The organism is Bacillus cereus group sp. BfR-BA-01316 (assembly GCF_022664195.1).
GTDB lineage: Bacteria > Bacillota > Bacilli > Bacillales > Bacillaceae_G > Bacillus_A.
Genome location: NZ_JAKUGX010000027.1, coordinates 1 through 20,049 on the forward strand (window position 1 = coordinate 1; position 20,049 = coordinate 20,049).

The following is a 20,049-nucleotide window of genomic DNA, read 5'->3' on the forward strand; positions in this document are numbered from 1 at the left end:
TTTTATCGACACTTCCGACTTTTCTTTCACCTCTGGCTTCTCAAGCACATTTGGCTCCTCTGTCACCTTTGGTTCTTCCGGTTTTTCTTCTTTCAACTCTTCTGTTGTTTCCAACTTACCTTCTTCTTCTACTTCTGTTGCTTCCTGTATCTTTATATTCGTAATATCATATCCATTAACTTTCGATTGATATCCCGCTACTGGATGCTCTTTTACTGTGTACGTATAGGCATTACCGTCATTATCATATGCAGGTATATTTGCAAATGTATAATTCCAACCGTTTGCTGCTGTCACGTCTTGTGTCTGGATTACGTCACCATTTTTCAGTAAGTCTACTTGAATCGTGCTCGGACGATCTGTTGCATTGTTATCATTCCAAGTCTTCGTTCCTGAAATGGATGTCGTTTTCACCTTATTCGGAATCATCAACTTTACACCTTTTTGAGCAGTTGCATCAACTGTAAAGTCGAATTTTTTTTGAGGATCAAAATCCACATATTCTGGAACTTTAATCTCTGTTACATAGTAATTTCCTGGGTCTAAATTAGAAATTTCAACAATACCTTCTGCACCCGTTGTATACGTATCGCCAATTTGTTCACCCGATTCCTTATACAACTTAAACGTAACATCTGGGATGAATTTTGTATTATCTCCTTCAATGTGCTTCACAATTCTTAGCGTACCTTTAGGTGGTAAATCACCTTGTGCACCGCCACCTGCGTTTATATTTTTAACCCATGCATTCTTTGAAACAGTTACTGGCGGCTGATTTAAAATCTGGTAATCAATTGTATAATCATTATAAAACTCATCTTGATTCATTCCGCTATCAGTTATAATCGAGCTATATCGAATACTGATACCCTTTTACCACTTACCTGATCCTTATAACCTCTAAGGGAAAAAGAGTTACCGTTAAGCGTAATCGTACCATAACCTTGATCGATAAATTGTTGCGGAGTTACACCCGCATTTCCGACTATTATAATAAACCCTTCCTGCTTCAGCGTTTGACCTGATTGTAAAGTATCAGTCAAAACAATATCAGCACCTAACTGTTCCTTGTTACTACTAGTGTTTACATTCAACTCCCATTTCACCTCATTGGGAGCGTCTGGGTAAATTTCACCTGTTTTGTAGATAAATGATGATGGACCCGTCGATTCTGTGGGCCCTTTAATTGTTACCCTTTGAGTTGCTAAACTTGTGCCTAAATTTGTATCAACTGGTATCGTTTGATTCATTCCTACATTACTAGTTGCTTTAAATTCAAAATACAAATAACCTCTAATATTTTGAAGTTTCTCAACCATATCATTAAATGTACATACCACATTCGTAGATGTTACTTGGCAAGTACCAAAGCTAACACCTGTATCATTCTGTAAATCAATCGTTTTACTATATCCTGCTAATTCTGCCGGTAGCGTTAATGTTACTGTGTCTCCAGCCTTCATTTGATTTCCAGATTTATCACTAAAATCTACTCTTATTCCCGATCGTTCTCCATAATTTAATTCCGTTTTGTTGAATGTAAAACGATCAACAAATCCTGTTGTGTTTAATTCTTGAGCACTTCCTATAATAGGCATAAAAACTTGTCCAATAATAACAGTAAAAATAAAACAGATTACAGATATTCTTTTTAAATATGTACTCATAAAGCCTCCAATTCTAATTCTCACATTTTTCTGTTGTGGAATCTTTCCCACCTTAAAAAAGGTTACAACTAAAGAATATTTGCAGCATCAAACTATCTTTAATCATGCAAAACAAAGCAGTAAGCAACACGATTCATTAACCCTATTGTTCCTTTCTACTTCTTGTTTTGGCAGCCAACAATAAATATTAGTACTTATAAAAATACATTACAAGACTGTTCATTTATATATTAATTTATTACTATATTAATACTACCAAAATATAATAAATGACCATTTTAGTCAAAAGGTCATATGATGACTGGGTGTTTTTCTCTTTCGAATATTATCCAGTACCATTCTCTCCTAATAACTTTATTCCACTCGCACTGAAGCACGAACATATTCCGAAATTACACACCTATATTTACTATTTTAATATTTCTCATCCACTTCAAAATCCTACCTATTTAAAACAGGTAATATGATTTTAAAATCAAATCATTAAACAAAAATATATTCTACTATAATAATAGGAGTAATTATAAATAGAAGGTACATACAAATTTTTTAGCCTGTGATCTCCCCATCTTTAATAATTTTACAATAATAAGGCTACCTTTCCTTATTAAGAAAGATAGCCTTATTTGTATAGACGATTGTTCTACCGCCTAGTTTTTTGCGCCTTTCAACGACTCTCTCAGCACAAATTTTTGTAATTTTCCACTCGCATTACGCGGAAGTTCATCCACAAATAAGTAATGACGTGGACGTTTATAGTCTGCTAATTCATCACTTTCTTTGCAATACGTTTCTAAATCAACTTCTGAAATATTTTCATCTTTCTTTACAACGACCGCAACGACACGCTCTCCCCATAGTTCATCTGGCTCACCAAGTACTGCAACATCTAATACACCAGGGTGACTATGAAGGAAATCTTCAATTTCACGAGGATAAATATTTACACCACCGCTAATTACCATATCATCAACGCGATCTGCAACGAATAAATAGCCGTCTTTATCGAAGTATCCTAAATCACCAGAATGATACCAGCCTTTATACATCGATTTTGCATTTGCTTCTTCTCGATTATGATATCCAGCCATCATAGTTGGACCGCGCAAAATAATTTCCCCTACTTCATACGGAGGCAACATATCATCTGGCTCTGCCGGTGCATCTTCGTTCGGTTTGACGATTCGAATTTCATGGCTAAAGCATGGTGTTCCTGCTGAACCAGCTTTCGTAATTTGATCCTCTTCTACAAGAAACGCAACAACCGGTCCCATTTCTGTCATTCCGTAAATTTGGACAAGATCAATATAAAGACGCTCTTTACATTCCTTCACTAGCGCTGGAGCCATCGCAGCCCCGCCATATACACCGATCTTCATCGAAGTTAAATCATACTTAGTTAGATCTTTTTGCAGTAACATATTCCACATCGTTGGTGCTGCAAAAAACGTCGTAATCTTCTCTTCTTGAATGGTATGTAATACTCTATCCGTATCAAAATGATGTAAAATAACATTCTTTCCGCCAACTTGAATGCGCGGTATTATTCCAGCATTTAACTCGCCGCAATGATATAAAGGTGCTACCACAAGCCCGGCGCTATCCCTGTTATATTTTATGAAATACGTACAAATCATACTATGCTCAGCCATATCACGATGGCGATGTAGTACGCCTTTCGGATGACCCGTCGTACCACTCGTATAAAGCATAGAGCAACAATCCATTTCATCGACTACAATATCTACTTTTTCAGCTGATGCTTCATTTACTTTTTCATGGTAAGAACTAGCATAGGAAGGTGTATCGTCTTCTACATACCAAAAAGACGAATTTGGAAAATCTCGTTCAATCATAGCAACTGTTGATTCGACTGCTTTTTCAAAGACAACTACTTTCGAGGCTGCATCTTGGATGATATACGATAATTCTTTTGCTTTTAAGCGGAAATTAATCGGATTGAAGATCGCGCCAATTTTCGCACAGGCTAAGTAAACGTTTACAAATTCACGACAGTTATATAAGTAAACAGATACACAATCTCCCTTTCTTACTCCTTCTTTCAATAGAGCTTGCGCCGTTTTATTTATTTGCTCATCCCACTGTTTATATGTCCAACGAATATTTTTTTCTGGTTCTACTAACGCCTCTTTATTCGGATACTTGCCAACTGCCAAATCAAAAATTCTCCCTATCGTCATGTACATGCCAACAATTTCCCCCTTTTCTCTTTCATAAATCTATCATTTCGTCTATAAGTAGACATTGTCCTCTAATAATTTGACTAATTTTTCTGATTATTATCGACATAGTTTTACAAACAGTGCGGCATCTTGGTAAATGAAATTATATCGGCGATTTTTAAGATATATCGAGTTACCGACAAAAACTGACGACAATAGTCCCCTATATTAAAAAGAAGCCATCCCAAAATTGGGACAGCCTTCTTCTCCTTACACGAATAGCTCTTCTAAAATTTTCAGTTTATCTTCTGTATATTTCACGAAGCCATCGTTATATGATTTTGGATCTTTCGGATTCGCAAAGTGTGTAATTGCTCCGGTTTGTGGGTGAACAAATTTACTTGATGCCCCGCAACCAAGTCCAATAATCGATTGTACTTCTTCCATAATAACAATATTATAGATACTTTCTTGCGTCGGCATTGCATAACCAACGTTTTCTAAGTTACCTAAAATATTTTTTTGACGATATAAATAGTATGGTACGTAATTATGGTTCTTCGTCCACTCTTCCGCCTCATGCATCATCGCAGTAATTTCTTCGCGACCAGCTACTTTATATTTACGTTTGTTTTGCGTCATTTCAGAAGCACGTTTAAATGATAACGTATGAACTGTTAACGATTCTGGCATTAACTTTTCTGTTTCATCTAACGTGTGCTTGAAGATGTCTAATCCTTCACCAGGAAGACCAATAATTAAATCCATGTTAATATTGTTCATTCCCATTTCACGTGCTAAATGATACTTCTCAATCGTTTCTTCTACAGTGTGATGACGTCCAATTGCTTTTAGTGTTTCTTGATGGTATGACTGCGGATTAATACTAATACGGTCAATGTTCCATTTATTTAACACTTCTAGCTTTGCTGGTGTGATCGTATCTGGGCGACCTGCCTCAACTGTTACTTCACGTACATCTTGCACATCTGGGAACGCTTCGTACATCTCTTCATAAAGCATATCCATCTCTTCTGCTGTAATACTCGTCGGTGTACCGCCGCCGTAATAAATCGTCGTAACTGTAACACCTTTTTCTTTTAGAAACTTACCAATTTCACGAACTTCATAATGTAACCCGCCTAAGAACGAATCAACTGATCCTTGGCGTCCGTTAATTGCATAAGCCGGGAACGTACAGTACGCACATTTTGTAGGACAAAACGGAATACCGATGTAAATACTTACTTCTTCTTTCAAACGGTATAAATCCGGAACAACCGCTAATTGGCAATCAACAATACGCTGAAGAAGTTCAATTTTCTCTTCATGAATTAAATAACTTTCACGAAGTTCTTTATGCGCTTCTTCTTTTGACATACCATTTTGAAGCAGTTTGTGAAGAAGTTTCGTTGGGCGTACCCCAGTTAATATTCCCCAGCTCTGTTCAAGTCCAGTTAGCTGTTGAAGTACAGAAAGATATACGTAAGAAACAACATGTTTCACTTGCTTCATACGTTCTTTTTCTTCTGTGAAAGCAGATAAATCTTTAGAGAATGTTTCTTCATATACATTTCCAGTCGCAACATCTGTTAAACGAGCCGATGCTGTCACATTACCTTCTATCTGTATATCAACGATAAGATTTGCTTCTTCTTTATCAAACCCTATCGTGCTCTCTTCAAAAAATAAACCGCCAATATTTTGTAGCGGGCGTAAAAAACGATCGTCTTGTAACGTTTTAATTGAAATTAACAACATTATCACCTTTTCATTTGCAAACTCTCTTTAGTTTACTTGAAGGGCGTTTGCAGGTCAATACAGAAGGTTTTACCTTATTTTTTATATCCTATTTACAACTCGCTGAATATTGATTTTTCACGTATTGAAGCTTAAACAAGAAAAAAACGTAGCGAAAACGCTACGTTTTTTCTTTCTTTATTTCCGCAAATGCTTATGATTTTTCAAAAACGGAAGCGGGAATTGCTTACGGAAGTGTTCTTTAATCATATACTCTACACCATTTTCACTATTTGAGCGTGTAATCCAGTCTGCGGCTTGCTTTAATTCTACAGGTGCGTTCCCCATCGCTACCCCGAGTCCTACATTTTCAATTATCTCTAAATCTTCCATACTATCCCCAATCGCAACCATTTCATTTAGCGAAATATTTAAATGCTCTCCAAGCAATTGTAATCCGCGTAACTTTGATACATTTTGCGGTAAAATTTCTATTCGTTTCGAATCACACTCCACATACTCTATATCTTGGAACGCTTTTCTTAGTGTATTTAGCCCTCTTTCTTTTTCACCTTTACTATGGAAAATTACATCAATTTTTGGTGCCGCTACCGGATGATCACGAAGCGCATCACCTAACGAATCTACAAATTGAACCGGATAAAATAATGGATCTGCGCTTGATAATACAGTACGCGCAATTATGTTTGGTGTATTTCTCTCACGATTCCCTATGGAAAACCTTTCATGAGAAATACGTATGTTACAATCAAAGTGCTCTAATACTTGCACAATGTTAAAAGTCTTTTCTTCGGATAATCTCTTTTGAACATACGGCTTATCTAGCGTTTCTGAAACGAAAGCACCACCATGTGTCACTAATATAGAATCTAATTTTAGCGCCTTTGCTACTTTATGAGCGGATTGAAAATTACGACTCGTAAATAATGTAACGTATACATCTTTTCTTTTCACAAATTCAATCGTTTCTCGTAGTCCTTTTGCAATTTTCCCATTGTTGTATAGTAGTGTCCCATCTATATTAAGAGCTAGTAAGCGATAAATCATGTCGCACTCCCCCTCTTCGCTGTTGTACTCTATCCATAATTTATGAAATAAATGTAGTAAATAGAACGAGTTAGAATTACTACTCAAAATTTGGTTTACTATATACATATACAACTGGCAAAGGAGATAGTACAATGCAGGCACCACCCTCTTTTTATGAAGGCGATACGTTAGAGGTCGCAAAGAAGTTACTCGGACATAAACTCGTTCATATTGTAGACGGCATAAAGCGGAGCGGAATTATTGTAGAAGTAGAAGCATACAAAGGTCCAGATGATAAGGCCGCTCATAGTTACGGAGGCAGACGGACTAATCGAACGGAAGTAATGTTCGGCGCACCAGGACATGCTTACGTATATTTAATTTACGGTATGTATCATTGCTTTAACGTAATTACAGCACCAATCGGCACCCCGCAAGGAGTTCTCATTCGTGCTCTTGAACCTGTAGACGGAATCGAAGACATGACACTAGCGTGCTACAACAAAACCGACATTACGAAAGCTCAGTATAAAAACTTAACAAACGGTCCTGGCAAACTATGCCGTGCACTCGGAATTATTTTAGAAGAACGCGGCGTATCATTACAAAGTGATACATTACATATTGAACTCGTTCCAGAAGAAGAACATATATCATCACAATATAAAATAACAGCAGGACCTCGTATTAACATCGACTATGCAGAAGAAGCTGTGCATTATCCGTGGCGTTTTTATTATGAGGGGCATCCGTTTGTTTCAAAGTAATAAGCATATACAAAGGGAGAGACTATGAGAGGCAAACCTGAATTAAAAATAAAAGCAGAAAAATTATATAAAACTAAGAAAAACCCTAATGGAATGTTTGTGGCGAGAATACTACAAGTTCCGAAAGAAGATAAGTTAGACTTTGTTCTTATTCTACAAAACCAAAAAACGAAAAAAATTACTTATAAAAAAGTTTTAGTCACAACAGATAACGACTACTATTCTTTCCGACTCGCTCGCGGGAATATTGAATGGTCATCCTTATATACTCTTACAGTGTGGGATGGGCTTGGGCATCAATTGGTAGAAGTATCAGCCGTAACAGGTAAAGAAAATTATTTCATTTCTGATGAGCATTGTTCAGCATATCGGAAGTAATCCAAAAATAAAAGAGAAGCCAAATCGGCTTCTCTTTTTACTCCGCACCTTCCGCAGTCGCGATATCACTCTCTAAATTTTCTCTCGATAATTCCGCCGTCATAAAGTCGGCTGTTTCTGGAAGTGCTAAATGCATATGAGATTTTTGGCAAATTTGGATCGTACAGTTTTCTACAACATAATCGAAAACATGTCCGCCTCCGCGTATTTCATCATCAATGTAATGTAAGTGGAAACCAGCTACACCAATACCTTGCGCGTAATCCGGTGTCCAAAATCCAGCCATCGTTCCATCCGTATCTTTAAACGAAAAAATCGGTTGTGATTTCGTCACTTCAACGAGCGGCGTATACGGTTTTTCTTGTCTTGGAACGGTTCTCGTTCTTACTTCACGGAACGTACCGTCCATTCGAATCGCATAAAATAAGTTTTTACTTGGCATCAATTCATGTAGTAACGCTTCAACTTCTTCACGATTCATCGGACGCTCTACCGTATAACTCATTTCTTTTTCAAAAAGCGTTACAGTCGCAAACGGTGTTGTTTCTTCCGGTTCTACTTTTTCTGCGGAGCCGTCTGAACGTAAATGGTAAAATTCGTTATCAAACGCAATCATTTCACCATCTAATTGATCAAATGTGCCGATGCCGAAATCACCACGTTCTTTCAATTCCTCAAAATTAATAACACCATCATATATACCATCTAATAGTGCAAGCATTGTAGATGTTTGATATACTTCATTATTCGTTTTCGTTCTTTTCGCATCAATATCAATTAATTGCGCAACAGTCATCTCACTCATGCCCCCCATTAGTTTAATTGGTTTGGTAATAATTTTTCGCTTAATTTAATGTTGTCACGATAGTCAATTGGAATATCAATAATGACAGGACCGTCTGCTGCTAATGCAGATTTTAATACATCTTCCAGTTCATCTGGCGCGTTAACGCGAAGACCTGTCGCACCGAAGCTTTCTGCATACTTCACAAGATCAACATCGCCAAACTCTGTAGCTGATGTTCTACCGTATTTCATCATTTGTTGGAACGCAACCATATCATATGTACCGTCTCTCCAGACGAGATGTACAACCGGTGCGTTTAAACGTACCGCTGTTTCTAACTCCATCGAAGAGAATAAGAAACCGCCATCACCTGACACGGAAACAACTTTCTTGCCCGGTTCAACTAATGTAGCGGCAATTGCCCAAGGAAGTGCAACACCTAACGTTTGCATACCGTTACTAAATAATAGTCTACGTGGTTCATAAGAACGGAAACATCTTGCCATCCAAATAGAATGTGAACCGATATCACATGTAACCGTTGTTTCATCATCAATTAATGAACGAAGTGTACGAATCACTTGCAATGGATGAGTGACACCTTCTGAAGCACGATTTGGTATTTCCGCTTGTTCCGATAATTTCGCACGTAAACGTTCTAAAACAGCTTCGGATTCCGTCCGTAATACAAGTTTCGGTAACTTCTCTGCAATACTATTTACAGTTAAAGCAATATCACCAATTAATTCACGCCCTGGTTGATAATCATGGTCGATATCTGCTTGATGATCATCGAGATGAATAATCGTTCTGTCTCCAAGTTTATTCCAGAATTTCGGATCATACTCAATTGGGTCATAACCGATAGAAATAACAAGATCCGCTTCTTCTAGTAAAATATCACCTGGTTGGTTACGGAATAATCCAACGCGGCCGAAGAAATGATCTTCTAACTCACGTGAAATCGCGCCAGCTGCTTGATATGTTTCAACAACAGGAAGTTCTGTATCAGCAATTAATTCACGAACCGCTTTCGTTACTTCATTCGTGCTCGCTCTCATACCGAGTAAAATAACTGGTAATTTCGCTGATTTTATTTTTTCTACTACATATATAATATCTTGTGTGGGAGCGATTCCAAGCTGTGGCTTAGAAAGCGCACCGATAGACTCTACATTCGTTTCCGCAGTCATAACGTCTTGCGGAAGACTTACTAAAGTTGCTCCTGGATTTGTGGAAGTAGCACTTCGAAATGCATTTATCAGTGCTTCTGGCACATTATCAGGATGCTCTACTTCTACGCTATATTTTGTGATTGGTTCGAATAGTGCAGCATTATCCATAGATTGGTGCGTACGTTTTAATCGATCAGTACGCGGAACTGCACCAGCTAAAGCAACAACGGGATCACTCTCCGCATTCGCAGTAACAAGGCCTGTCGCTAAATTCGATGTCCCTGGTCCTGAAGTTACAAGACATACGCCCGGTTTCCCTGTTAATCTACCAATAGCAGCTGCCATAAATGCTGCGTTTTGTTCATGACGACAAACAATTAACTCTGGTCCTCTTTCTTGCAGTACATCAAATACAGAGTCAATCTTCGCTCCTGGAATACCGAAAACATGTGTAACACCTTGGTTAATTAAACAATCAACAACAAGATCTGCTCCTCTTGTTTTTGTTTTCACGTCGTTTGCTTTTAAACCTGTACTCAAACTAATCATCCCTTTATTCCATAATGTGTGTAATAAAGATTTTTTTATATACTTCACCACATTAATTAACATAGTGTAATATATCTTGTTTATCATTATAGTACAAATGCATTATTTTTCCAACGATATGAATTTGACAGTATTTTGACAATCATTAGGGAATACGCTTACAATCTTTTATTTATCTTAAAATACCATTCTGATATCCTCCTCTAGAAATAGATAGAACGTCTTTCACCTATTCATGGTATTAACAATATTACAGTACCTTGCAAAGAACACTAGTAAGTGGTATATTTGTAAATAATTTAATAACCAATAATTGGAATCAAATTTAAGATTAGTATATACCCCGTAAATATCCCCATTTCAAAAAGGACAGAAAGGTTGTGCTGTTTATAAAAAAATAGATAAGATCCTCAGATGTGATTAATCATTTTATAAAGGAAAGTGATTGTAATGAACAAAAGTGAATTTTTAAAACAACTTAGTTCTTCTCTAAGGAATATGCCTAATTCAGAAAGACAAGATATTATCTCGGAGTACGAAACTCATTTTATCAGTGGTAAACAGGATGGGAAGTCTGAAGAAGAAATTTCTAAAAAGCTAGGAAACCCTAAAACTATCGCTAAAGAACTTAATGTTACATATGCTATAAGTAACGCTGATCATAGACGTAGCCTAAAAAATATAATAACAGCAATATTTTCTGTTATGAGCTTAAGTGTTTTAAACTTTATATTTATCATTATCGCCTTTTTCTTATTACTCTTTCTGTTACCGATTCTTTTAGCACTTATAATTGCCACACCATTGTTAATCATTTCACCTATTTTATTACTAGGATTAGGATTTTTTAAAGGGTTTCATCAAATCAGTTATTCAGATGTATATAGTGTGTTCATAGCTTTTTGCATCGGATTACTAATTTCTGTGATATCTTACCAAATGATAAAACATGTATACTCACTTTTAGTAAAGTATTTAAAGTGGAATTTAGCCGTTTTACAAAGATACTAATGAATGAAAAAGGAGATTAAAATGAAGAAATATACTTTATATTCACTCATGTTGCTTACTCTTTTATTTCTATCAGCTTGTTCACACAGTACACAATCTAATGATACGAACAATACACAATCCGATAAATTAGACGATGTACAATCTATCAAAGATGTTACTATTAAAATTCCAGAAAATATATTCAACTCTCAAAAAAAGAACGAAAATATTAATGAAGATGAAATGCAACAAAGTATAAAAAATTATTTAGATTATAGCGGAGAGTTATTTGAAAACATCGTTCCCCTTTCATCAGCCATGTCTGACGAGAATGTCACTGAATCCGACCGAGAGAAATTAAAAAAACTAATAGATTTAGCGAAACAAAATGATGCGAATTTCCATGATTTTATTAGTAACAATACTATACCTAATGATTACAAAAAGCCTTCTAAAGAAATCTATGAATTTATTTCATCGTCTACAGCACTTTCAGTAGAACTAGATCAAGAAATAGAAAAAATCGCTCAGGATGGTAACTTATTCAAGGCCGATTTTTCTTTTACAAAGCGCTTTGAGAAAGTTAATGGCAGAAAGCAAAAAGAAATCGAAAAGTTTTTGAAGGAAAAGAATATTGAAACTGAGTATTTCAACAAATGATGAAATATTCAAAAATTGTAGAATCTATCCTAAGCCCATTCAAAATAGTCACTAAAAAAGACTGTTTTGAATGGGCTTTTTTTGTGGATGGACTATCAAAATGCAATTCATCCATTTCATAAACAAAAAAGACGCCCCTATATTCCAGGAGTGTCTTCTCTCATTAAGCTTGTTGTTGCACGCTATATAATTCTTCAAGTGGCTGCATAATGATTTTGTTAACGTCAGTGATAACGATGTTTAAACGTTGCTCAGTTTCCATTAACTTTGTGATTTTAGCATCTTGTTGAATGCGAGATACAACTTCTTGTGCTTTTTGGTTGTCTTCTTCAGTGATTTCTTGGCCTTGCATCATTTTTTGTTGTAAACCAAGTTGCATCGTGCGGAACTCTTCGAATAAGTTCTTTGACTCTGCATCTCCTTGTACTGCTGCGTAGCTTGCTTTTAATGTTTGGAAATCTTCGTTTTCAGCGATTGCTTTTTGTAACTCATATGCAACATCATGAATGTTTTTTGTCATTTTATTTTCCTCCTTTAGAAGGCTAGCGCTTTTCATGCGCACTGCCTTTTAAGTGCATTTACATCCGCACCTCTTCTTACCATATCAAACTATGCAAGAGATGTGAAGAATTTTCACTTTTATTTCTATGTACCCATCTTTATTACTTAAGGAACAATAGCAACAATCCTTGAATAAACCCAATCGTTCCTCCTAATAATGCCCCTAAATATGTAATCATTTTTAACTCGTTTTTTGTAATGGATAATACGAGATCTTCGAGTCTCTCTGTTGAAAATGTAGATACTTCTTGCTGGACAATTTCTGCAAGGTGTAAATTTTTCAATATACTCTCCACGTTTTCTGTCCCCCACTTCAAACCTTTCTCTACTGCGCTAGGGACCACTTTTCCAACGATTGTTTCTCGAACTGGCTCACATACTTGCTGAACAGATTGATTTAAAAATCTGTTCACTGTTTCCTCTACTTGAACCGCTGACAATATGGAGCTTACAATCATTTCTTTCTCTACAAACGTTTCTAATTCTTGTACGTCTCTTCCTTTTAACTTTTCCCACTCTTTTTGCAGTACATCAGTTAAAAGCCGCTCTGTTCCATCTTGTCCTAAAAACTTAATCACTTCCGGCTGCACACGATCCACTAAACTTACATTCCCTAAAAACATACCGACTAAATTAAGCATCGTCCCGCGAGAAGCAAAGAAGTCATCAATCATTTTTGAAAGGCGTGCCTTTCCTTCTTCACTTTCAAAAAAGCTAATTCCTCTTTTCAAAATAAAAGATGCTACATTCGGAATCGCATTCTCTACTTTTTCATGAACAGAATGAGGTAAAGCCTGTTCCCATGTATATGTATAGTACTCTGCTAAAAATGCATGAATTTTTTCTGTAATAACATGTTCGATTTTTTGGATTGCCTCTTCTTCTACATGCACTACATTCCATTTCCCTAACATATCCCGTAACGACTGTTCATTTGTAATTACTTTATCAACTTCCACTTGTGCCCAGCGAATTAAACTGGCTTGAAACTCTTCATTTGTTAATTTCTTTCCGATTCCTTCTGGTGTTAACAAATGTTCTACAACCATTTTCCCTAATTGAACAGCAAGCTCATCGCGGCGCTTCGGAATTAACCCTGGCGTAAATGGAACTTGAAACTTCCCAATATAAATAGGACGATGAGGACGAAATAACATTTTTATTGCTAAATGATTCGTGTACCCTCCAATAATCGCCCCGAGTCCTGTCGTTGTTAACATATTTAACCATATATTCATCACAATCAACCTTTCACTTCTCCAAAACTATAGCATATCATCATACGGACAAAAGTATAATGGTATAAAAACGTATTTGCAATATATAGCTTCGCCTATTATGCAAACATCTTGTTAATAAAGGAGTGATTTCGTTGGTTCTTGGTCTTTTAACTTCTCAACTCCATCACGAGCAAACGTATTACACCGAAATCGCTAAGCGCGCTCGTCTCTATCATAACGTCGTCGCCCAATTCACACCGTTTAGCATTGATTCAAAGACAGATCTTGTTTCCGGTCTTATTTACGATACAGATACAGGAAATTGGATAAATCAAACCTTTCCCATTCCTTCATATATATATGATCGTTGTCATTTCAAAGAGGATGAGGAATTCCAACAAGCAAATGCGATTATTCATTCATTACACAAACGTTCTTCCACTACTTTTTTAAACAACACACTTATTAATCCAAGCGATTTGCACAATCTTTTTCTTACTAATAAACGTCTTTCCCCTTACGTACCAAAAATAAAAAAAGGAACAGTACAAGGAATTTTTAAATTACTACTAGAAACAAGAGATATTATTATAAGACCAATCAATATACATTCCAATGAAAATTTATATCGGGCCACTTACAAAAATAAAACATTTCATATCGATACAGTAAATGAACAGCAGCATACTTCTACTCAATTCAAACAAACAGATGAATTTATATCATGGTGCAAATCGAACGTACACTCATCCCGTTATATGATTCATCCAATGTTACAACCTCCAAATCAACTATCATATCCGATTCATATTCGAACCATTATGCAAAAAAATAAAGAACAGACTTGGAACGTTCTCGGTCAATTTATACAAAAATCTTCATTCCCAGCACAATTTTTACTTTCAGCAACAGAACGTTCTAAGTTACATCCGTTTTCTAAAATTAAATATTTACTTTCTCCACCTGGCGTTCAATTATTGAAAGATGCTTTACATGATGTTGTAAGTGAAGTGTTTAAAACACTCGATCAGTCCTATTCGTCATTATTTGAATTAGAGCTTTCTACCATTATGGATCAAAAAGGTGCCATTTGGCTTATGTACGTCAATACGATGCCGTCTTACGAAGTTTATACTAGGTACAACGACGAACTGGCTGAACAAATTTTTCATGGTCCATTAAAGTTTAGCCGATTTACACCTTAACGAAAGGAGGAAACCCCCGTTGAAAGAGCACATATATACATTAAGTATTTCAGATGAGAATCCAAATAGTATTACTTTACCTTACGTTTTTTCTATTACACCACCAATTACATCCCTTTCCTTTGGCTTACGTTATATTACATGTGAGAATATTAAAATTCATTATTCATTCACTCGAGAAATCATTATTGGAGAACAAATTGCAACTAAACTTTTACTACCACATTCAGCAACAATCCATGCCTTCATACAAAATCAAACAATTGTTTTCGGTCCATTAATCGGGATTTTCACAACTGGCTTTAACGATGATTCTAATTCTCCTTTAGGAAATCGTTCTACTTCTCTCAGTGAGTTACTAACACCACCATTCACATTGCAGCCATTTGTATTTGTCTTTGGCATTCAACATATAAACTGGGAAGAGGAAACCATTGAAGGGTACTTCTTTCAAGAAAGCAAATGGGTAAAAAACAAAGTCCCTTTACCAAATGTCATTTACGACCGTTTACCAAATCGGCAAGCAGAAAATTACAAACCTATCGTAAGAGCAAAGAAAAGATTAGAAAGCGACTATGCGATTCCGTGGTTTAATCCAGGGTTTTTTAACAAATGGGAAGTGCATCAACTTTTAATGAAAGAAGATTCGATTAAACAATTCTTACCAAAAACAGAGGCATTTCAGCATTTTGAACAAGTAGAACGACTTCTTGGTACGTATAAGTATATTTATATGAAACCAATACACGGTAGCTTCGGGAGAAATATTCATCAAATACTCTATTCTCAAACTGATAATCGTTACTATTGTCGTTATCGTGAAAATGAACAAAATAAACTAAGAAAGTATCAATCATTAGAAGCACTTCTTAACCATGTGTTAAGAGGACATGATTTAAAAAAGTTTATCGTACAACAAGGTATCTCACTGCTCCGCTTCGAAGGGCAACCCGTCGATTTTCGCATTCATACAAATAAAAACCATTTTGGTAATTGGGTAGTCAGTGCAATCGTCGCAAAAATCGCCGGCAAAGGTAGCTTAACAACTCATGTAAATAGCGGTGGTGATACGAAATTACTTCAGGAACTGTTTCCTGATTCAACAAAGCAAGTTCAAATTGAAAATAAACTAAAACAAACAGCCTTACAAATCAGTTATGCACTCGACCAACAAGTAACCGGGAATATTGGAGAAATTGGTTTTGACATTGGTTTAGACACCGCGGAAAATCCGTGGCTATTTGAAGCAAATTCTAAACCGGGGCGAACTGTATTCCAAGATGAAAAGTTAAAAGAACAAAGTGAACTTACGCGCCAATTATTTTATGAATATGCCATCTATTTAACTGAACATTCTTTGTGCGGTCCGAAAGAAAAAACATCTCAAATACAATCAGATCCTGCACCTGACAACGGAAATATCCCGTCCCCTATGATTAACTCACAAATACAAAAACAAAAACTTCCACCTCACTCATAAGGTGGAAGTTTTCTATTTATACAAACTTTACTACAACTTCCGTTTCCACATTACATACTCCGCAATAAAAAATATGATTGCAGTACTCATTTGAATTATTATGTGTTAAACCGTCTACCGCACTTAATAATTCCTGATCCATATATGCACTGTAATCATCTATGTAGTCTACAGCTTTCCCATAATCTTGGAGTATTCCTTGGCAATTTTGACAAGAATATGTTTGTGATTCTAGCGCGTTGCAAAGCGGACAAATCCCCATCGTTATTCCTCCATATGTTATCGTTTAAAAACAATTAAAAAGCCTCTTTTTTAGATTGAAGAGAGCATCTAGCCGTGCGTAGACGCGGTCAGTACCTTTTTCTGCCCCACCCTGGGTTAAAACAGAAATATGCCGTTGATACCATTTTAGGTTTTATATTACTAAGCTTTAATTTATCTCACTTTAATTACATTTTCGTTTAAAAGCCTCTCTTTTTTAAATGGAAGAGAGCATCTAGCCTTGCATAGGAGCGGTTAGTTCCTTTTTCTGCCCCATCCCGGGTTAAAACAGAAATACGAAGTTGATACCATTTTCATTTTTGTTTCTCTAATCTTTTTAATAACATCAAGCTAAAAAAACGTCAGCCTTGCATAGGAGCAGTTAGTTCCTTTTCCTGCCCCATCCCGGATTAAAACAGAAATACACAGTTGATGCCGATTTAATTTTTATTTTACTAAGCTTTAAGCACAGCTGATTATACACAGAAAATTAACGCATATGATTTCGCTCTTAGTTTAGCCTTCTTTCTTAAAAATACAACGATTACTCTTATTTCATACTTTACGAAATGATGAAATGTTTTTTACAAAATTTACAAATTATTATTTTGTATATCTTTCTAGGTAACATCCATACTATGAGTACAAACTTAATTACCGATGGATTAGCGCCAAACGGGGCGATAATCTGGTTCAAATCCAGCTAGTCCAACCAAAAAAACTTTTATAACTCTAAGGAGGATATATTCCTATGGCAAACCAAAGTTCTTACAATCAATTAGTAGTACCAGGTGCAACAGCAGCAATCGATCAAATGAAGTACGAAATCGCTCAAGAATTTGGTGTACAATTAGGGGCAGATTCTACGGCTCGCGCTAACGGTTCTGTTGGTGGAGAAATTACAAAACGTTTAGTTGCAATGGCTGAGCAAAGCCTTGGCGGATTCCAAAAATAAATATATATGGCAAAAAGGTCTCAGGGCATATGCCCTGAGACCTTCCTTAATTTACTGCAACATTTGTAAAAACTTCTTCGTTCGTTCTTCTTTTGGATTTGTAAATACATCTTCCGGTGTACCTTGTTCGACAACGACACCGCCATCCATGAAAATAACACGGTTCGCAATTTGATGAGCAAAGCGCATTTCATGCGTTACAATGACCATCGTCATTCCTTCTTTAGCAAGTTCTTTCATAACCTTTAAAACTTCTTGAACTAGCTCAGGGTCAAGTGCTGAAGTTGGCTCATCAAATAGTAAAACTTCCGGCTCCATCGCAAGCGCACGAGCGATTCCAACACGCTGTTGTTGTCCACCTGATAATTGGAACGGATATAAGTCTACTTTATCCGCAAGACCAACTTTTTCAAGGAAATAGTTTGCTTTTTTCTTCGCTTCTTCTTTCCCCATCTTTTTCACTGTAACGAGCCCTTCCATTACATTTTGAAGTGCTGTTAAATGCGGGAATAGATTATGGTGCTGGAATACCATACCTGTTTGTGTACGAAGATTTACAATATCTTTCTTCAATACTTTTTTAGAGAAATCGAGCTCTTTATTACCGATGCGAATGTTACCAGCGTTCGGTGTTTCTAGCACGTTGAGGCAACGTAGAAACGTCGTTTTACCAGATCCAGATGGCCCGATAATAACAACAACTTCGCCCTTCTCAACTGATAAATCCATATGTTTTAGTACGGTATTATCTCCGAAACTTTTTTGTAAATGTTGAATTGAAATCATAAAAACAAAAACTCCTTTTATGAAAGGGTTATTTTAGAGTGTAACGTTCTGAACGTTTTTCTAATATTTGTTGCACGATAGATAATAAGAAGCAAATTACCCAATAAATTAGACCTGCTTCGAAATAAACAATTAAAAACTCATAGTTCATTGCCGCAATTTCCTGCGCTTTTCGGAACATTTCTGTTACTAAAATTAACGATGCTAATGAAGTATCCTTCACTAAACTAATAAATGTATTCGAAAGCGGCGGAATAGATACACGCGTCGCTTGCGGTAAAATAACACGTTTTAATGCTTGCGGATATGTCATCCCAATTGTGTAAGCTGCTTCCCACTGTCCTTTCGGAATAGAAAGAATAGAAGCACGAATAATTTCAGATGCATATGCACCAACATTTAATGAAAAACCAACAATTGCTGCTGTATATGGCTCAACCTCAATATTAAGAGTTGGAAGGCCATAGAAAATAATAAATAACTGTACAAGAAGTGGCGTTCCGCGAATGATAGATACATAGATACGAGCAATCCATTGTAAAATACGACTACCTGAAATACGCGCGAGCGCTGTTAACGTCGCAAGTATAATACCGATAATAAATGTAATAAGCGTTAACGGAATTGTCGTAAAGACAGCTTCCTTCAGCATAGGCGAGAAGGAAGTCTGCATAATATCTATCCATGTAGACAATCGATCTGAGATCACTGCACTACTTAGAAACATTTTCACCGAACCATTTTTTCGTTATTTTATCGTACGTACCATCTTTTTTCATATCTTCTAACGCTTTATTTACTTCTTGTACAAGTTTGTCGCTACCTTTACGGAATAAGAATCCACTTTGTGATGCTTCTTTTTCTGTGTCTACAATTTTAATTTTCGCATCTTTTTTCGTTTCTAAATAGTTTAACACTGATAATTTATCATTGATTGTGAAATCAACGCGGCCAGAATTTAATAATTCAGCTGCTTGGCTAAACCCTTCCACACCCTCGATTTCTGCACCATTTTTCTTAGCGATATCTGCATAGTTACTCGTTAAAGATTGTGCCCCTTTTAACCCTTTCACATCAGCAAAAGTAGCAGGTTTATCTTTATCTTTCGCAATAACTAATGCTGCTGAAGAAGAAATGTATGGACTAGAGAAATCATATTTCTTTTGACGATCTTCACGAATACCAACTTCGTTCGCCACCATGTCGAAACGTTTCGCATCTACTCCTGCAAGTAAGCTATCCCATTGTGTTTCTTTAAATACAGGTTTTACACCTAAACGTTTTGCAACTTCTTCTGCTAATTCAACGTCAAATCCAGTTAATTTATTACTTGAATCGTGGAACGTAAATGGTGGATATGTACCTTCTGTACCAATTACAAGCTCACCGCTTTGTTTTATCTTCTGTAACGCATCTTGACTAGCTGTATCTTTTTTCTCTTCTTTGCCGCAGCCCGCTACAATCCCAATCGCTAATGTAGTTACTGCAAGCACTGAAAATAATTTTTTCATGATAGTAGTCCTCCAAGTATTCTGATAGGAATTTAAAAACTATATTGATTGTATGCAATTTCGAACAATTTTTCAATGAAAATGTTCTTATTTAGTTTATCCTTTTTCTTCATAATCAAAC

At 36.2% G+C, this 20,049-nt stretch carries 20 protein-coding genes; 7 read left to right on the plus strand and 13 right to left on the minus strand.

Going from position 1 to position 20,049, the window contains the following annotated elements; translation table 11 throughout:
- From MR071_RS18565 to MR071_RS18585, 5 genes are all read right to left on the minus strand, one after another.
- Positions 1-828 (minus strand): Cna B-type domain-containing protein (locus tag MR071_RS18565; RefSeq protein WP_242237431.1); only part of this gene is annotated, 828 nt, incomplete at its 3' end.
- 11 nt (positions 829-839) lie between these two features.
- Entirely contained in the window at positions 840-1,667 is an 828-nt protein-coding gene (locus MR071_RS18570) for an Ig-like domain-containing protein (RefSeq protein WP_242237433.1), read from the minus strand.
- A 650-nt stretch (positions 1,668-2,317) separates the two neighbouring features.
- Complete coding sequence (locus MR071_RS18575) at positions 2,318-3,874, minus strand: fatty acid--CoA ligase (protein ID WP_242237436.1); 1,557 nt, start codon at positions 3,872-3,874, stop codon at positions 2,318-2,320.
- Between the two features lie 246 nt (positions 3,875-4,120).
- On the minus strand, positions 4,121-5,611 hold the full coding sequence (locus MR071_RS18580; protein ID WP_242237439.1) for a coproporphyrinogen III oxidase: 1,491 nt from the start codon (positions 5,609-5,611) through the stop codon (positions 4,121-4,123).
- Positions 5,612-5,788: 177 nt separating this feature from the next.
- Positions 5,789-6,658: a Cof-type HAD-IIB family hydrolase gene (locus tag MR071_RS18585; protein WP_242237442.1), complete on the minus strand. Its 870-nt coding sequence runs from the start codon at positions 6,656-6,658 to the stop codon at positions 5,789-5,791.
- Between the two features lie 134 nt (positions 6,659-6,792).
- On the opposite strand from MR071_RS18585, the gene MR071_RS18590 reads away from it, so the two are divergent.
- Both MR071_RS18590 and MR071_RS18595 read left to right on the plus strand, forming a co-directional pair.
- Positions 6,793-7,407: a DNA-3-methyladenine glycosylase gene (locus MR071_RS18590; protein WP_242237445.1), complete on the plus strand. Its 615-nt coding sequence runs from the start codon at positions 6,793-6,795 to the stop codon at positions 7,405-7,407.
- A 24-nt stretch (positions 7,408-7,431) separates the two neighbouring features.
- Positions 7,432-7,785, plus strand: coding sequence for a hypothetical protein (locus MR071_RS18595; RefSeq protein ID WP_242237447.1), 354 nt, complete (start codon positions 7,432-7,434; stop codon positions 7,783-7,785).
- Between the two features lie 37 nt (positions 7,786-7,822).
- Here MR071_RS18595 and alsD read toward each other — a convergent pair whose 3' ends face one another.
- On the minus strand, positions 7,823-8,581 hold the full coding sequence (gene alsD, locus MR071_RS18600; protein WP_242237449.1) for an alpha-acetolactate decarboxylase: 759 nt from the start codon (positions 8,579-8,581) through the stop codon (positions 7,823-7,825).
- 17 nt (positions 8,582-8,598) lie between these two features.
- The gene (gene alsS, locus MR071_RS18605; protein WP_242237452.1) at positions 8,599-10,287 is read right to left on the minus strand and encodes an acetolactate synthase AlsS; all 1,689 of its coding nucleotides are present in this window, start codon (positions 10,285-10,287) and stop codon (positions 8,599-8,601) included.
- Positions 10,288-10,746: 459 nt separating this feature from the next.
- On the opposite strand from alsS, the gene MR071_RS18610 reads away from it, so the two are divergent.
- Together MR071_RS18610 and MR071_RS18615 are read left to right on the plus strand one after the other, a co-directional pair.
- Positions 10,747-11,307: an HAAS signaling domain-containing protein gene (locus MR071_RS18610; protein WP_242237455.1), complete on the plus strand. Its 561-nt coding sequence runs from the start codon at positions 10,747-10,749 to the stop codon at positions 11,305-11,307.
- 21 nt (positions 11,308-11,328) lie between these two features.
- Complete coding sequence (locus MR071_RS18615) at positions 11,329-11,949, plus strand: NDxxF motif lipoprotein (RefSeq protein WP_242237458.1); 621 nt, start codon at positions 11,329-11,331, stop codon at positions 11,947-11,949.
- A gap of 163 nt (positions 11,950-12,112) precedes the next feature.
- Here MR071_RS18615 and MR071_RS18620 read toward each other — a convergent pair whose 3' ends face one another.
- Positions 12,113-12,469: a YlbF/YmcA family competence regulator gene (locus MR071_RS18620; RefSeq protein WP_242237461.1), complete on the minus strand. Its 357-nt coding sequence runs from the start codon at positions 12,467-12,469 to the stop codon at positions 12,113-12,115.
- Between the two features lie 142 nt (positions 12,470-12,611).
- Complete coding sequence (locus tag MR071_RS18625) at positions 12,612-13,757, minus strand: DUF445 domain-containing protein (RefSeq protein WP_242237464.1); 1,146 nt, start codon at positions 13,755-13,757, stop codon at positions 12,612-12,614.
- Positions 13,758-13,882: 125 nt separating this feature from the next.
- On the opposite strand from MR071_RS18625, the gene MR071_RS18630 reads away from it, so the two are divergent.
- Positions 13,883-14,935: a YheC/YheD family protein gene (locus tag MR071_RS18630; RefSeq protein ID WP_242237467.1), complete on the plus strand. Its 1,053-nt coding sequence runs from the start codon at positions 13,883-13,885 to the stop codon at positions 14,933-14,935.
- A gap of 19 nt (positions 14,936-14,954) precedes the next feature.
- Positions 14,955-16,415, plus strand: coding sequence for a YheC/YheD family endospore coat-associated protein (locus tag MR071_RS18635; RefSeq protein ID WP_242237470.1), 1,461 nt, complete (start codon positions 14,955-14,957; stop codon positions 16,413-16,415).
- Positions 16,416-16,431: 16 nt separating this feature from the next.
- On the opposite strand, the gene MR071_RS18640 is transcribed toward MR071_RS18635, so the two are convergent.
- Entirely contained in the window at positions 16,432-16,677 is a 246-nt protein-coding gene (locus MR071_RS18640; RefSeq protein WP_002159132.1) for a hypothetical protein, read from the minus strand.
- A gap of 750 nt (positions 16,678-17,427) precedes the next feature.
- Between MR071_RS18640 and sasP the strand changes: the two genes are divergently transcribed.
- On the plus strand, positions 17,428-17,631 hold the full coding sequence (gene sasP, locus MR071_RS18645; RefSeq protein WP_000013349.1) for a small acid-soluble spore protein, SasP family: 204 nt from the start codon (positions 17,428-17,430) through the stop codon (positions 17,629-17,631).
- A gap of 51 nt (positions 17,632-17,682) precedes the next feature.
- Here sasP and MR071_RS18650 read toward each other — a convergent pair whose 3' ends face one another.
- From MR071_RS18650 to MR071_RS18660, 3 genes are read right to left on the minus strand one after another with little or no spacing between them, the layout of a single operon-like run.
- The gene (locus tag MR071_RS18650) at positions 17,683-18,417 is read right to left on the minus strand and encodes an amino acid ABC transporter ATP-binding protein (RefSeq protein ID WP_105585759.1); all 735 of its coding nucleotides are present in this window, start codon (positions 18,415-18,417) and stop codon (positions 17,683-17,685) included.
- Between the two features lie 28 nt (positions 18,418-18,445).
- Positions 18,446-19,144, minus strand: a complete 699-nt coding sequence (locus tag MR071_RS18655) for an amino acid ABC transporter permease (protein ID WP_242237473.1) — start codon at positions 19,142-19,144, stop codon at positions 18,446-18,448.
- A complete protein-coding gene (locus tag MR071_RS18660; RefSeq protein WP_105585760.1) occupies positions 19,131-19,928 on the minus strand; it encodes an amino acid ABC transporter substrate-binding protein in 798 nt (265 codons plus the stop codon). The genes MR071_RS18655 and MR071_RS18660 overlap by 14 nt, the downstream gene beginning before the upstream one ends.
- Positions 19,929-20,049: the final 121 nt, after the last annotated feature.

What these genes read in the sequence shown, in the direction of transcription:
- MR071_RS18570 (WP_242237433.1), bottom strand. Translation starts at nt 1,667, where the DNA reads ATGAGTACATATTTAAAAAGAATATCTGTAATCTGTTTTATTTTTACT.
- MR071_RS18575 (WP_242237436.1), bottom strand. Translation starts at nt 3,874, where the DNA reads ATGTACATGACGATAGGGAGAATTTTTGATTTGGCAGTTGGCAAGTAT.
- MR071_RS18580 (WP_242237439.1), bottom strand. Translation starts at nt 5,611, where the DNA reads ATGTTGTTAATTTCAATTAAAACGTTACAAGACGATCGTTTTTTACGC.
- MR071_RS18585 (WP_242237442.1), bottom strand. Translation starts at nt 6,658, where the DNA reads ATGATTTATCGCTTACTAGCTCTTAATATAGATGGGACACTACTATAC.
- MR071_RS18590 (WP_242237445.1), top strand. Translation starts at nt 6,793, where the DNA reads ATGCAGGCACCACCCTCTTTTTATGAAGGCGATACGTTAGAGGTCGCA.
- MR071_RS18595 (WP_242237447.1), top strand. Translation starts at nt 7,432, where the DNA reads ATGAGAGGCAAACCTGAATTAAAAATAAAAGCAGAAAAATTATATAAA.
- alsD (WP_242237449.1), bottom strand. Translation starts at nt 8,581, where the DNA reads ATGACTGTTGCGCAATTAATTGATATTGATGCGAAAAGAACGAAAACG.
- MR071_RS18610 (WP_242237455.1), top strand. Translation starts at nt 10,747, where the DNA reads ATGAACAAAAGTGAATTTTTAAAACAACTTAGTTCTTCTCTAAGGAAT.
- MR071_RS18615 (WP_242237458.1), top strand. Translation starts at nt 11,329, where the DNA reads ATGAAGAAATATACTTTATATTCACTCATGTTGCTTACTCTTTTATTT.
- MR071_RS18620 (WP_242237461.1), bottom strand. Translation starts at nt 12,469, where the DNA reads ATGACAAAAAACATTCATGATGTTGCATATGAGTTACAAAAAGCAATC.
- MR071_RS18640 (WP_002159132.1), bottom strand. Translation starts at nt 16,677, where the DNA reads ATGGGGATTTGTCCGCTTTGCAACGCGCTAGAATCACAAACATATTCT.
- sasP (WP_000013349.1), top strand. Translation starts at nt 17,428, where the DNA reads ATGGCAAACCAAAGTTCTTACAATCAATTAGTAGTACCAGGTGCAACA.
- MR071_RS18650 (WP_105585759.1), bottom strand. Translation starts at nt 18,417, where the DNA reads ATGATTTCAATTCAACATTTACAAAAAAGTTTCGGAGATAATACCGTA.
- MR071_RS18655 (WP_242237473.1), bottom strand. Translation starts at nt 19,144, where the DNA reads ATGTTTCTAAGTAGTGCAGTGATCTCAGATCGATTGTCTACATGGATA.
- MR071_RS18660 (WP_105585760.1), bottom strand. Translation starts at nt 19,928, where the DNA reads ATGAAAAAATTATTTTCAGTGCTTGCAGTAACTACATTAGCGATTGGG.